The following is a 13,074-nucleotide window of genomic DNA, read 5'->3' on the forward strand; positions in this document are numbered from 1 at the left end:
CGAGGGGGCCGTCGGTTTCCGAGCGGGACCAGGAAGCTGACGGCCCATCAGTTGACCTCTTCCCGGCCATTGACTTCTTTCGCGATCCGCCCGTCAATGCCCCCTGTCGGCGCAGAAGAGCCGCTGCGCCCGCACCCTGGAGGAGGGGGCAGACATGGGTTCACCCCGAAGTGCCCGAAGTTCCCGAAGACGGCGCTGGGCCTCGCTGCTCGGGGCGACCGCGCTCGCGGTCACCGCGGGCGGCGCGCTCGCGTGCCCGGCCGGCGCCGCGTCCAACGTGGACTTCCCGACGCACTGCATCCCGCCGGCGATCGCGGGCATCCCGCCGATCGACGGCACCACCACCGCGCAGATCACGGTGGACAACACCAGCCCGAAGGTCGGCGACACCGTCACCGTGACCTACACGGTGGTCAAGGCCGCCGCGAGCAACCCCACCGTGATCGATCTGCCGGCCGACATCATGACGCCGACCGGAGTGGTCGCCCTCGGTGGCGCGCAGACCGGCAACGTCACCGTCGCGGGCCCGAAGAAGAACCCCCCGGTGCCCGGCAACGGTGCCTTCCCGTCGTTCTCGATGACCGGCACGTTCACGGTCACCTCGCCCGGCGCGATCACCCTCTCGCCCGGCGACTACAACATCCACACCAGCTACATCCTGGAACTGGACACCGTCTGCACGGTGACCAACCCGCCCGCCCCGGTGTCGGAGACCGTCACCGCGGCGGACAACCCGCCCGCCAACACCCGTAACCTCGCACTCGGTTCGGCCTCCGGCGGCCCCGGCGACCCCGTCTCCTTCACCGGCGGCGGCTTCACCGCGGGCGCGACGGTCACCGTCGCCGGGCGCTCCGGATCCGACGCGACCGCGGACAGGACCACCGTGACCGCGGACTCCTCGGGACGGATCTCCGGCTCCCTCGCCGTCCACGACCTCACCACCACCGGGATCGTGGCGTACGAGGGCAGCGCCTGGAGCTCCGACCTGGGCACCTCGACCGCCGCGTACGTCGTCATCGACGACACGCCCGTCCCCGAGGGCAGCCAGAAGCTGACGACGACCGTCAAGGCGGGTGACCTGTCCATGGAGCAGTCCGGGGACAGCGTCACGATGTCCACGGTCGACTTCGGCTCCGGCGACCCCTCGACCGGCGATCTCAACGCGGTGACGGTCAAGGACTACCGCGGCGGACCCGCGGGCTGGTCCCTGACCGGCAAGGTCACCGACTTCAGCGGACCCGGCGCCAAGATCGACGCCGGCAAGCTGAGCTGGACGCCCGTCTGCACCACCAAGGCGGACAGCCCGAGCACCTGCCGGGCCGGCTCGGCAGGCGTCGTGGGCAGCGCGGGGGCGACCCTCGCCTCCACCCCGGACGGCACGCTCACCGGTGGTGAGTTCACCGCGAAGGCCGGGCTCTCCCTCGACGTACCGGCGTTCACCCCGCCGGGCTCGTACGCCGGTGTCCTGACGCTCACGCTCACCTGAACCACCCGTCGTCGCGGTGGCCGGGCGGCCGCCCCACAGGCCCGCACCCGCCCGCCCACCGAGCCCGTCCCATCACTCGTGGAACACCTGTGGGGGTCCGCACCCATGTCGCCGCGCAAGCCGTACGCCGCTCTCCTCCCGCTGCTCCTGCCGTTCCTGCTCGGCCTGCTGGCCGTCGCGCCCGCCCGGGCCGCCGACAACGGAAGCTGGTCGGTCTACCCCGTCTCCTCGGCCGTCGCCGCACGGCCGTACTTCTACGTCTCCGCCGATCCGGGCCAAAGCGTCCAGGACAAGGTCGTCGTCGCCAACAACACGGCCGGGCCCCTCACCTTCCGGCTGTACGCCGCCGACGCCTACAACACCGCCCGCGACGGCGGTTTCGCCGTGAAGTCGCTGGGGGAGCGGATGCGGGGCGTGGGCGCGTGGGCCGTCCTGCCGAAGGACCGGGTCACCGTGCCCGCGCACAGGACCGTCACCGTGCCGTTCACCGTCAAGGTGCCCGAGGACGCCGAGCCCGGGGACCATCCCGGCGCGATCGTCGCCCTCGACGAACGGATCGACCGGGGCGACGGCTCGGTCGCGCTCGGCGTCCAGCGGGCGGTCGGCGCCCGCGTCTACCTCACGGTCGGCGGCCCGACCCTGCCCGCGCTGGCCGTCGAGAACGTCCGCATCAGCCACCACCAGCCGCTGATCCCCGGCCTCGGCGACAGCACGGCGACGATCTCCTACACGCTGCACAACACGGGGAACGTCACGCTGCGGCCCAGGGTCGCCCTCAAGGCGGAGGGCCTCTTCGGCCGCACCCTGCTCACCCGCGACCTCAGGGACCTCCCCTCCCAGCTGCTCCCGGGCCAACGCGTCCGTCTGACGGAACGCTGGACGGGGGCGCCTCAGCTCGACTGGGCGGACGTACGCCTGACCGCGACCGCGAAGAACACGAAGGAGTCGGCGACGGCGTCTTTCGTGGCGGTGCCGTGGCTGGTGGTGGGCGTGGTGGTGGCCGGGGCGGCCGTAGCGGGCCGGCTCCTGCTCAGACGGCGGCGAAGGCCCGAAGGGCCGCGCCGGCCAGGGGCGCGGGGAACTGCGCGACCAGCCCCCACCCACTCGCACGCGAAAGCCGGCCAGACCGCCGGAGACTAAAGCGCATCCGGCCCCCGCTCACCCGTCCGTACCCGCACCACCGTCTCCACCGGCACCGCCCACACCTTGCCGTCCCCGATCTTCCCGGTGTGCGCCGCCCGCACGACCGCGTCGATCACCGCCTCGTACTCCGCGTCCTCGACGACGACCTCGATCCGCACCTTCGGCACGAGGTCGACCTGGTACTCGGCCCCCCGGTACACCTCGGTGTGGCCGCGCTGCCGGCCGTACCCGCTGGCCTCGGTCACGGTCAGCCCGTGGACGCCGAGTTCCTGGAGGGCCGTCTTGACCTCGTCGAGGCGGTACGGCTTGACGATCGCGGTGATGAGCTTCATTCCTGCTGCTTGACCTTCTGGGCGGAGGGGAGGACGGAGTGGCCGACCGGGGCGCCGTGGCCCAGGACGCCGTGATCGTATGCGGTCTCGGCGTGCACCGTAAGGTCCAGGCCGGTGTGCTCCTGGTCCTCGTCCGCGCGGAAGCCCAGCGTGCGGTCGAGGACCGTGCCGATGCCGTACGTGACACCGAAGGCGTAGGCCGCCACGACGACCACCGCGACCAGCTGCCTGCCGAGCTGGGTGAGCCCGCCGCCGTACAGCAGACCCTCCGCGCCGCCGGTCATGGTGTCGACGGCGAAGACGCCGATGAGGAGGGTGCCGATCATGCCGCCGACCAGGTGGACCCCGACGACGTCGAGCGAGTCGTCGTAGTTCAGCTTGAACTTCCAGCTCACGGCGTACGAGCAGACGGCGCCCGCGGCGAGACCGACGACGAGCGCGCCGAGCAGGGAGACCGAGCCGCAGGAGGGGGTGATCGCGACCAGACCGGCCACCGCGCCCGAGGCCGCGCCGAGGGTGGTGGGATGGCCGTCGCGCTTCTGTTCGACGAAGAGCCAGCCCAGCAGACCGGTGCAGCCGGCGGCGAGGGTGTTGAGGAAGACGGCGGCGGCGAGACCGTTGGCGCCGAGGGCCGAGCCCGCGTTGAAGCCGAACCAGCCGAACCAGAGCAGACCGGCGCCGAGCACGACCATGGGGAGGTTGTGCGGACGCATCGCGTCCTTCTTGAAGCCGAGGCGGGGGCCGAGGACCAGACAGAGGGCGAGTCCCGAGGCGCCGGAGGTGATCTCGACGGGGAGTCCGCCCGCGAAGTCGAGCGCGCCGAGCCGGGCGACGATCCAGCCGCCGGGGCCCCAGACCCAGTGCGTGACGGGAACGTATACGAGCAGCGCCCAGACGGGGACGAAGACCAGCCAGGCCGCGAATTTCGCCCGGTCCGCGATCGCGCCGCTGATCAGGGCCGCCGTGATGATCGCGAAGGTGAGCTGGAAGGTGGCGAAGAGGAGCGTGGGGACCGTGCCCTGGACGCTGTCCGGGCCGAGACCCGCCATGCCCGCGTGCTCCGGCCCGCCGATGATCCCGCCGCCCAGGTCGTCCCCGAAGGCGAGCGAGTATCCGGCCGCCAGCCACACGATCGTGACGAGGGCGATCGACACGAAGCTCATCATGAGCATGTTGAGCACGCTCTTCGTGCGGACCATGCCGCCGTAGAAGAGGGCCAGACCCGGGGTCATCAGCAGGACGAGCGCGGTGGCGGCGAGCAGCCAGGCGGTGTCGCCGGTGTCGACGTGTGCGGCGGCGAGGGACGTCACGAGGTCTCCAACGGTGGGGTGGGCTCGTCAGAGGGTCACCGGTCCCGGTTTCCGGTCGCGTACAGGTGTGTTTCCGTGACGTTTCGTTGCGGGCGGGTTTCCGGAAGCTCACCGCGGGGGGCGGGGCCGCTCGTGTGTGCGGCGGGGCTTCATGGATCAGGGAGAATGGGGGCCATGAGCGTTCGTAACCAGTCATCCGAGCAGCCGGCCGGGACCCTGCACCGTGCCGGCTTCGCCTGCTTCGTGGGCCGCCCCAACGCGGGCAAGTCCACCCTCACGAACGCTCTGGTCGGGAAGAAGGTGGCGATCACCTCCAACCGGCCGCAGACCACCCGGCACACGGTACGGGGCATCGTGCACCGTCCCGACGCCCAGCTGATCCTGGTCGACACCCCCGGTCTGCACAAACCGCGCACGCTCCTCGGCGAGCGCCTGAACGACGTGGTCCGCACCACCTGGGCCGAGGTCGACGTGATCGGCTTCTGCCTCCCGGCGAACGAGAAGCTGGGCCCCGGCGACCGTTTCATCGCCAAGGAACTGGCCGGGATCAAGAAGACCCCGAAGGTCGCCGTCGTCACCAAGACCGACCTGGTGGACTCCAAGGTGCTCGCCGAGCAGCTCATCGCGATCGACCAGCTCGGCAAGGAGCTGGGCATCGAGTGGGCGGAGATCATCCCGGTCTCCGCGGTCGGCGACCGTCAGGTGGACCTCCTCGCCGACCTGCTGGTCCCCATGCTCCCCGAGGGCCCCGCCCTCTACCCCGAGGGCGACCTGACCGACGAGCCCGAGCAGGTGATGGTCGCCGAGCTGATCCGCGAGGCCGCCCTGGAGGGCGTCCGCGACGAGCTGCCGCACTCCATCGCCGTCGTCGTCGAGGAGATGCTCCCGCGCGAGGACCGTCCCGCCGATCGGCCGCTCCTCGACATCCACGCGAACATCTACATCGAGCGCACCAGCCAGAAGGGCATCATCATCGGTCCCAAGGGCCGCCGCCTGAAGGACGTGGGCATCAAGTCCCGCCAGCAGATCGAGGCCCTCCTCGGCACGCCCGTCTTCCTCGACCTGCACGTCAAGGTCGCCAAGGACTGGCAGCGGGACCCCAAGCAGCTGCGCAAGCTCGGGTTCTAGGGCCCGTCACGTCAGGCGGGACTTTGCCGGCACGACCTGGACGGTACGGCGGCCCTCACACCGCCCTCGGTCCCGGTGCCGGTGCGGTCAGCTGGCCCGTGGCGGTGAGGGCCAGCCGGGAGAAGAGCTGGCCGGAGAAGCCGAACAGCAGGGCGATGGCCAGCGCGATCGGGCGGTCCGGGGTGCTCCAGGAGTTCTCCAGGAACACCTGCCCGAGCAGGTTCAGCTCGGGGTCGGCGAGCATCCGCACCAGCAGCAGCCCCCCGACCGCCGCCAGCGCCCCGCCCACCGGCGCGAGCACCAGCACCCCCCAGGACGACGGCGGACGCTGCGCGCGCAGCACCCCGACCACCGGGGAGAGGAACCCGCCCAGCGCGCCCAGCAGCATCGTCTCCCGGTGATCCAGCACCCTCCCGGTCAGCAGGATCGCGCACAGCCCGGTCAGCGCCAGCCACAGCGCGATGCGCTGCTGGTCGTAGTCCCGCTCCGCCGCCCCGTCCTCGGCGTCGTCCAGCCGCTGCGCGGCCGCCACCACCAGCGCCCGCCCGGCGACCGCGCCCACGTCGGCGGCGGCGACCCGGTCCGCCATCTCCTCGTCGGCCGGCTCCCCGGAGGCGCGCAGCCGGAGCACCAGCGACTCCCGCTGGGCGAGCACCTCCTCGTCCGGCTCGACCCCGAGAAGCCTGCGCTCCGCGGCGTGCAGCACCCGGCACGCGGCGGCGAGCTTCGACAGCGGGATCGCGATCACCCCGTACCGCGCACTCAGCCGCCACACCACCGTCCCGCCCTGCTCCAGCTGCCCCAGCCGCCCCGCCACCGCGCCCACGACGGCCTGCTGCGGCGACCCCTCGCCCCAGACACCGCCCAGATAGTCCGCCCGCGCCCGGCAGTCCCGCAGCCGCGCCTGGAACAGCCGGTAACGGGGGGCGGCGATCAGCCCCCGGCTGGTGATGCAGACGATCAACAGGTAACAGCCACAGACCAGTTCCAGACCCCAGCCGCCGACTCGCATCAGCATTCCCCTGGTTGCGTCGCGCTGCGTGCATGATCGCCCATCGCCGCACGGAGGACGAGGCTCAGCTCGACGGCCCGGTCCGGACGGGCGGCGATCAGGGTGGCAATCTCGGACGCGGCTCGCCGGCGCTCCTCCGCGGTGGGCTTCCGTTGCCGGGCCGCGGCGGTGAGGACCGGCTCGGGGGTCGGCTCTTCGGCGCTGACGGGTTCGTCCGTCAAAGCCCACGAGGCCAGCCGGTGTACGGCGGAGGCCCAAGGCGCCTCGCTGACGAGTTCCTCGATCACAGCGAGTAGACCCAGTGTTTCGTGATCCGCCGCGCTCACCGCCTCGCGCAGAGCCGTGCAAAGCGCCTGGGGGTCCGTGACCGGGCCGTAGGCGGACGCGACTCCGTACCGGACCGCCAACGCCAGGATGGCGCGGTGGATACGGACCAGCCGCTCCGTGTCGGGTTCGGAGCTGTTCGCGGCGGCCAGCTGCAGGGCGGCGTCCGGGGCGAGGAGGTTGTCGGCATGTGCTGTCAGGTGTGCTGCCGAGTTCGCCCAGTCGGTTCCTCCGGCACTGCTGCGGAACCACTGGGCGAGGGCCTCCCGCACGACCAGCGGACGATACGCCACGTCGATCGGGGTACCGGCCGCTATGCGTCGCAGCAGATCCCTGTGCAGGTCGGCAGTCGTGTCGATCAGCGTCCATTCCCCGAGCGCCGGGAGGGCGTCGACGCCGAGCAAGTCGGGGTGAGCGTGCAGAAAGGCGCGGGAGTCCTCCCAGGTCGGAGTGTCGAGCCAGGACGACGTCAACTCCAGCGCTGCCTCTGTGACGTCCAGCCATCGCCTTGCCTGGTCCCCGTCGCCGCACAGGCGCAACACGGTCGCCCGCTGCTCGGGGTTCGCGCGCACCACTTGGCGCAGGAGTCCACGTGCCCGGAGGGCGATGTGAGCGCCGACGTCGGTATCGGCCGGGGGGTGGGCGGTGAGCGGGCACAGGGTGTGCACGGCTGCTTCGTGAGCGTCGACACTCAGGAGGAATTCGGCGAGCCGGCAGGAGAACTGCGCGGCGACGAGTGGTCGGTCGCCGAAGGTCTCCACGGCCTCTCGATAGCTCTGCTCGGCCGCTTCCTCCTGTCCGCCCTCCGTCAGTCGGCGCGCGAGGTTGTCGAGTGACTCGCCGAACTCGGAGAGGTGAGCCATGGGGTTGTCGCGGGCGAGCTCGCGCCGGATGTCGACGGCTTCCCGAGCCGCCGTCAGGGCTTCCTCCCGCCGACCGACTCGGGCGAGGTGGACTCCGATGTTGTTGAGTGCCATGGCGAGGCCGGAAAGGAAGCCTTCGGGGTTGGTCCGGCAGAGGTCGCGGTAGAGCCGGACGGCTTCCTCGGCGGGTGGTACGGCTTCCTCACGTCGCCCGACGGCTGCCAGATGCTTGGCGAGGTTGCTGAGTGCCAGGGCGAGGTTCGGTAGATAGGCGGCCGGGGTCTCGCGGGCGAGTTCGCGCCGGAGGCGGACAGCCTCCCACGCCGGTTCCAGGGCCTCCTCCGGTCGTCCCGCCTCTGCCAGCGCCATGGCGACGTTGTTGAGCACCATGGCGAGGTCGGGTGTGTGCGCCGCGGGGTACTCATGGGCGAGGTCGCGGTAAAGAGTGGCAGCCTCCTGGGCCAGTTCGAGGGCTCTGTCCCACTGCTCGACCGCACCCAGGCGGAGGGCGAGCGTGTTGAGAGAGTCCGCCAGGTCGGGGGTGTGGATCGCCGGGTTGTCACGGACGAGCCGGCGACGGATGCCGAGGGCCTCCTGGGCCGCTTTCACGGCTTCGCCGTGCCGCCCGACCTTCGACAGCTGCAAGGCGAGGGTCTCCAGTGAGCCCGCCAGGTCGCGGGTGTGGGCTGTGGGGTTCTGCCGGGCGAGTTCGCGGCGGATGCCGAGGGCCTCTTGGGACAGGCTCACGGCTTCCTTGTACCGTCCCACCTCCCCCAGGCGCAGGGCGAGGTTGTTGAGTGAGTTCGCCAGACCGCGTGTATGGGTCTCAGGGTTGTCGCCGGTGAGTTCGCGGCGGATGCGGACGGCTTCCCGGGCGGGCTCCACGGCCTCGGTCCGCCGCCCGACCGCCGCCAGCCGCAGGGAGAGGCTGTTGAGTGAGTTCGCCAGACCGGGTGTGTGGGCTTCGGGGTTGTCGCGGGCGAGTTCGCGGCGGATGCGGACCGCTTCTTGGGCGGGTTCCACGGCTTCCTGCCGCCGCCCGACCGCACGGAGCCGGTTGGAGAGGTTGCTGAGAGCCATCGCCAGCTTGGGGCGGTGAGTACTCGGACTGTCCTGGGAGAGGTCACGGTAGAGGGACACGGCCTGCTGGGCCGGAACCACAGCTTCGGTCACCTGCCCGATCTCGGCCCGATGCGCCGCGAGGTTGAGGAGTGAGGCCGCCCGGTGGGCCAGATGGACGCCGGGGTCGGGGGTGGGTGAACTCGTCGAAGAGGGAGGCGGCTTCCTCCATGGCCTGTGCGCCTTCCTCCCAACGTCCCGCTTCCGACAGCTGGCTGGCGAGGTTGCTGAGTGACGCTGCCAGGTAGGGAAGGCGGGTGGCCGGGCTGTCGAGGGCGAGTCCGCGGTGCAGCGAGGTGGCTTCCTCGACCGCTGCGAGGGCCTCGTCCCGACGTCCGACGTCCGACAGCAGACTGGACAGGTTGTTGAGCGAGACCGCTAGATCGGCCAAGTGGGCCTCGGGGTTGTCCTGGGCCAGCCGACGACGAAGGTCCACGGCTTCCCGTGCCGGTTCCACGGCCTTCAGCCGACGTCCGGCCTCGCCCAGATGCGTGGCGAGGTTGTTCAGCGAGTCTGCGAGGTCGGCGAGGTGCGCGGCAGGATCGGACTCGGCGAGTCCGCGGTGGATGCCGACGGCTTCGGCGGCCAGTCCGACCGCGTCGAAGGGGAGCTCGGCCTCTTTGCAGAGCACGGAGAGGTCGTTCAACGCCGATGCGAGGACGTGCATGTACGCCTGGGCGTTCGCCTCGACGAGTTGCCGCAGTACGGCGATGCCGACGTTCGTGGCCGGCAACGCGTGATCCGCGAGGTGCCGCCGCAGATAGGGGTTCGCTTCCTGTGGATGGGTCCCGTTCCCGGTCTGCCTCAGGACCAGCGCGGCGAGCTCGTGGATGACGGTCCACGGAGCGGGTGTCCTGCCCTCCGTCACGTCGCTCGCCCCGCGTCTTTGCAGATGACCGATGAGCTCCCGGTGATAGAGCCGATACACGGCTTGGTGCCCGTCGCTGTCCTCCACGATGTACCGGCCGTAGTTCATCAGGACCCAGTCGATGTCCTCGGGCCCGTACACCGTGCCGTCATGACTCACGGCCTTCGCCACGGTCTCCCATACGCCGTGCGCGGGCATGCCGTTGCCCGCCCCCCAGGCCAGTGCCGTCAGGAGATCGTCGGCCGCGTGCGGCAACAGGCGGCCGTCGCGGTGCAGTGCCGCGCCGGGGGCGAGGTCGCGGTCGAAGGCGTCGGTGATGCCCTCCGGGATCTGCTCGCGCCAGGGCCGGTCGGGGTCCGCGGCGAGATTGCGGGCGAGGGAGGAGGCCACGACACGGGCGAAGAGGAAGCCGCCGTCGCCGCCGGTGGCGCGCAGGGCCAGCACCGGCGCGATGTTGTCGGCCGTGGCCCTGGACACGCCGTCGGCCACCAGTCGGCTCCGCACGTACACGGCGATGTCCCCGGCCGTGTCCTCCTCCTCGTCCAGATCCAGCACCCGCACGGTGGACCCGACCGTGCGGGTCAGAGCCGCGTTGAGGGTCTCCCCCGGCTCGTGGTGGGGTTGGAACGGGCGGTCGCGCGAGGCCAGCAGTACCGTGCACAATCGGCTCAGCGGCACGAGGAGCTGGTCCGCGATGAGGCCCGCCTGCTCAGAGGCCGCCTCGTCCAGGCCGTCGAGCACCAGGACATGGCGTCGCGCGCCCCTCGCCTCCAGGCCCTCCAGCGCGGCGATCAGGCCCGCCGGTGTCTCCGGTGCAGGCAGACCCAGTTTCGCGGCCAGCGCCTCGGCCATGTCCTGCAGGCGCATACCCCGCAGGTGCAGTGCCGCGTCGACGCTGTTCTCCCCGGGGTCCGGGTCGTCCTTCGACAACGGGGCGTGCATGAGGATGGCCCGGCGTTCCTCCGGGTGGGAGAGCGCGGCGATACGGCCCACCACCGCGGACTTACCCGAGCCCGCCTTGCCGGTCAGCAGCAAGAGGCCCGCCCGGCCCTCCGCCAGCCAGTCCGTGATCTCCCGCAGGATCCGGTGGCGTCCGGTGAAGAACCAGCCTTCCTCCGTCGGGTCGATGCCCCTCGCCGCGAGGACCAGGTGCTCGACCAGGGCTTCACGCGCGTTCGGGCGCCAGAGAGGGTTGCGGAACATCGGCTCGGGTGTGCCCGCCGAGGCCCGTACCGGAATCTGGCCGCTCTCGGGCCAGTCCTCCATGACGGCGAGGGCGAGGGTCTCGCCGCTGATGCCCTTGTTGCGCACGCTCCACTCGTGCCGGTACCGGCCTCCGGGGAGGGCGCCGTCCCGCGTCGGCCCGTGCCGCAGTACCTGCAGCACCGTCTCCACCAGAAGGCCCTGGGCTCCCTCGGCGTGCTCGTGTGCCCGACAGGCGGCCAGCACGCCCAACCAGGCCCTGCGGGGCTCGGGCAGCGTCCTCTGAGCCATGGACGTGAGGGCCTTCTTCAGGGCCCCGGGGGCGCCGGCTCCCGCGTGGCAGGTGTCGAGGAGGATCAGAATCTGGTCGGCCCGGCCGGACAGGGCCCGGTTGGTGAGGCGCTCGGCGGTGAAGTAGTCCTCGTCGTCGTCGAGGTTCTGTGTACCGCGGGTGATGAGCTGGAGGTCCCCCTCCGCGGTGACCTCGGCGTGTCCGGACCAGGCCACCACCGCCGGGCCGTGTTGTCCGCCGCCCCTCCACTCCTTCGCCCACCGCCCGAGTCCGACGGCCAGCTCGTCCTGGTCAGGGTTGGCGAGGACCATCGGCCGGTAGCCGAAGGGGCGCAACTCGCCTGCCAGGTCCTCGATCTGCTGTAGCGCACCTTCAAGCGGTACGAACCGTCGAGCGTCTTCGTACCTGTCGTACACGACGACCAGGAATGTTCCCTCGTGACCCGAAGCCGCGTCCGCGTTCACGTGTCCTCGCCTTCGTCCCCCACGAGCGCCAGTGCCTTCACCGCGCCGGCCGCGTCGTCCGTCACCGCGTGGACCGTCACGCAGTACGCCCCCGGGCCGAGGTCCGCGAACTCCCCGCCGTAGCGGCCGCCTCCAAGGTTGCGCAGCGTGCGTTGCGCCCGGAACCCGCCCGGGCCCTTCAGCCGTGCCACGACGGCCAGTTCGTCCGCTCCCTCACCTCTCAGGGCGGCCTGCGTGTGCACCGCCAGCGGTTCGCCTGCGGCCACATGGTCGGGGACGCGCACGCTCAACGGGTGGGCCGGCTCGGAGCCTCGCCAGATGCGTGGTGCGGGGGCGAGCCACGCGTACAGTTTCTCCCGCACACCGGCGTGTGACTTGAGGGTGCCGTGCAGGGCGAACGAGGTCCCGACGGCCTCGCTGTCGAGGGGGACCTCGACGGGGTAGGCCGCGAACCGTGGAACGCGCCCGTCGCCACCCCCGTCCGCGTTCCCGGTGGTCTCGCACAACCGCAGTCGCTCGCCGTCCAACGTCGCGGTCGTCGCCGTGGGTTGCTGCACGCCCACCACGGGCAGGCACAGGCGGTCGCTGCCGCCCTGTTCCACCCGTTGCAGGGCGGCCGTACGGATCTGCGTGTGAAAGCGGTGCGCGTCCCGCAGGAGGCAGGGGTCCACACCGGGCAGGCCGCCCGCGATCTCCCGCGGATACCGCAGTCCCGTGGCGCTCTCGAGGCACGCGTAGTCGGGCGTGAGCTGGTGCAAGGAGGGAAGGCTGCGGGCGAAGTCTGTCAGGGTGCCGATCCTCGGTCCCCGTCGGCCGACGCGGTGGCCGCTCACCAGGGAATCCAGCGCCCCGACCGAGCCCCGGTGAGGCGTCCCGAGGGTGATCAGCCTGCGGGTGACCTCCGCGCCGCCCAGGCACTCGACGTAGTAGCGGGCAATCAGGCCGCCCATGGAGTGGCAGATCAGCCGCACGCGTGCGTCGCGGCGCCCAGGCGCGGACGCCTGCCAGAGGCCCAGGGCCTCGTCCACCCGGCGGGCCAGGAGACGGGCGTTGTAGCGGCACGACAGCCGCCAGTCGTAGGCGAACTCCACCAGGTTCCCCGGCGCTCCGGACGTCGTACCGTCCACCGTGAAGGTGTGCGTCAGCCAGGCGAGGAGGCGGTCGTAGCCGGCGATCAGCGGCCACACACCCGGTAACGCGTGCAGCGAGCCGAACAGGCCGACCGGTTTGACGCCGTCCCCGGGATGGTCGTCCCCAAGGTCCTTGGGCAGGGTGAGGCTCCGTACCGAGCCGGCGAACGTCCTGATGGTCTCCCACACCGTCCCCGGTGAAGGCCCCCACACCTCCCGCCCGTGCACCGCCAGGCGGCTGCCCATGATGCCCGGAACGACCACGACCAGGTCCTCGACCGGCTCGCGCTCCATCGCGCACCACCCCCGTTCACCGTGCGCGCTTCAGCATGCAGATGATGCCCGGAGGAGGCACATGGGCAAACAGAGACAAGTGGGCGGGGAGCAGCGGTAGTTCTCG

Annotated in this window: 9 protein-coding genes; 3 read left to right on the forward strand and 6 right to left on the reverse strand. The window is 71.4% G+C overall.

Annotated elements, in window-relative coordinates; all coding sequences use genetic code 11:
* Positions 1–154 precede the first annotated feature (154 nt).
* On the forward strand, positions 155–1,486 hold the full coding sequence (locus tag U5640_RS30400) for a beta-xylosidase (protein ID WP_340379656.1): 1,332 nt from the start codon (positions 155–157) through the stop codon (positions 1,484–1,486).
* Between the two features lie 105 nt (positions 1,487–1,591).
* A complete protein-coding gene (locus tag U5640_RS30405; RefSeq protein WP_340379658.1) occupies positions 1,592–2,626 on the forward strand; it encodes a DUF916 domain-containing protein in 1,035 nt (344 codons plus the stop codon).
* Here the strand turns inward: U5640_RS30405 and U5640_RS30410 are convergent.
* Together U5640_RS30410 and U5640_RS30415 are read right to left on the reverse strand one after the other, a co-directional pair.
* A complete protein-coding gene (locus tag U5640_RS30410) occupies positions 2,623–2,961 on the reverse strand; it encodes a P-II family nitrogen regulator (RefSeq protein ID WP_340379659.1) in 339 nt (112 codons plus the stop codon). The two genes, U5640_RS30405 and U5640_RS30410, sit on opposite strands and share 4 nt — an antisense overlap.
* Positions 2,958–4,271: an ammonium transporter gene (locus U5640_RS30415; protein ID WP_340379661.1), complete on the reverse strand. Its 1,314-nt coding sequence runs from the start codon at positions 4,269–4,271 to the stop codon at positions 2,958–2,960. Before U5640_RS30415 ends, U5640_RS30410 begins: the two co-directional genes overlap by 4 nt.
* Before the next feature lie 174 nt (positions 4,272–4,445).
* Between U5640_RS30415 and era the strand changes: the two genes are divergently transcribed.
* Entirely contained in the window at positions 4,446–5,399 is a 954-nt protein-coding gene (era, locus tag U5640_RS30420; RefSeq protein WP_067244401.1) for a GTPase Era, read from the forward strand.
* 55 nt (positions 5,400–5,454) lie between these two features.
* On the opposite strand, the gene U5640_RS30425 is transcribed toward era, so the two are convergent.
* Genes U5640_RS30425 through U5640_RS30440 form a run of 4 tightly spaced genes read right to left on the reverse strand, consistent with a single transcriptional unit; the run spans position 5,455 to position 12,968 of the window.
* The gene (locus U5640_RS30425) at positions 5,455–6,411 is read right to left on the reverse strand and encodes a hypothetical protein (RefSeq protein WP_340379664.1); all 957 of its coding nucleotides are present in this window, start codon (positions 6,409–6,411) and stop codon (positions 5,455–5,457) included.
* The gene (locus tag U5640_RS30430) at positions 6,411–8,771 is read right to left on the reverse strand and encodes a tetratricopeptide repeat protein (protein WP_340379666.1); all 2,361 of its coding nucleotides are present in this window, start codon (positions 8,769–8,771) and stop codon (positions 6,411–6,413) included. Before U5640_RS30430 ends, U5640_RS30425 begins: the two co-directional genes overlap by 1 nt.
* Positions 8,722–11,544 carry a tetratricopeptide repeat protein gene (locus U5640_RS30435; RefSeq protein ID WP_340379668.1) on the reverse strand — a complete coding sequence of 941 codons (2,823 nt, stop codon included), beginning with the start codon at positions 11,542–11,544 and terminating at the stop codon, positions 8,722–8,724. Before U5640_RS30435 ends, U5640_RS30430 begins: the two co-directional genes overlap by 50 nt.
* Complete coding sequence (locus U5640_RS30440) at positions 11,541–12,968, reverse strand: hypothetical protein (protein WP_340379670.1); 1,428 nt, start codon at positions 12,966–12,968, stop codon at positions 11,541–11,543. Before U5640_RS30440 ends, U5640_RS30435 begins: the two co-directional genes overlap by 4 nt.
* Between the last annotated feature and the right edge of the window lie 106 nt (positions 12,969–13,074).

Source organism: Streptomyces sp. SS7 (genome assembly GCF_037993025.1).
Classification (GTDB): Bacteria; Actinomycetota; Actinomycetes; order Streptomycetales; family Streptomycetaceae; genus Streptomyces.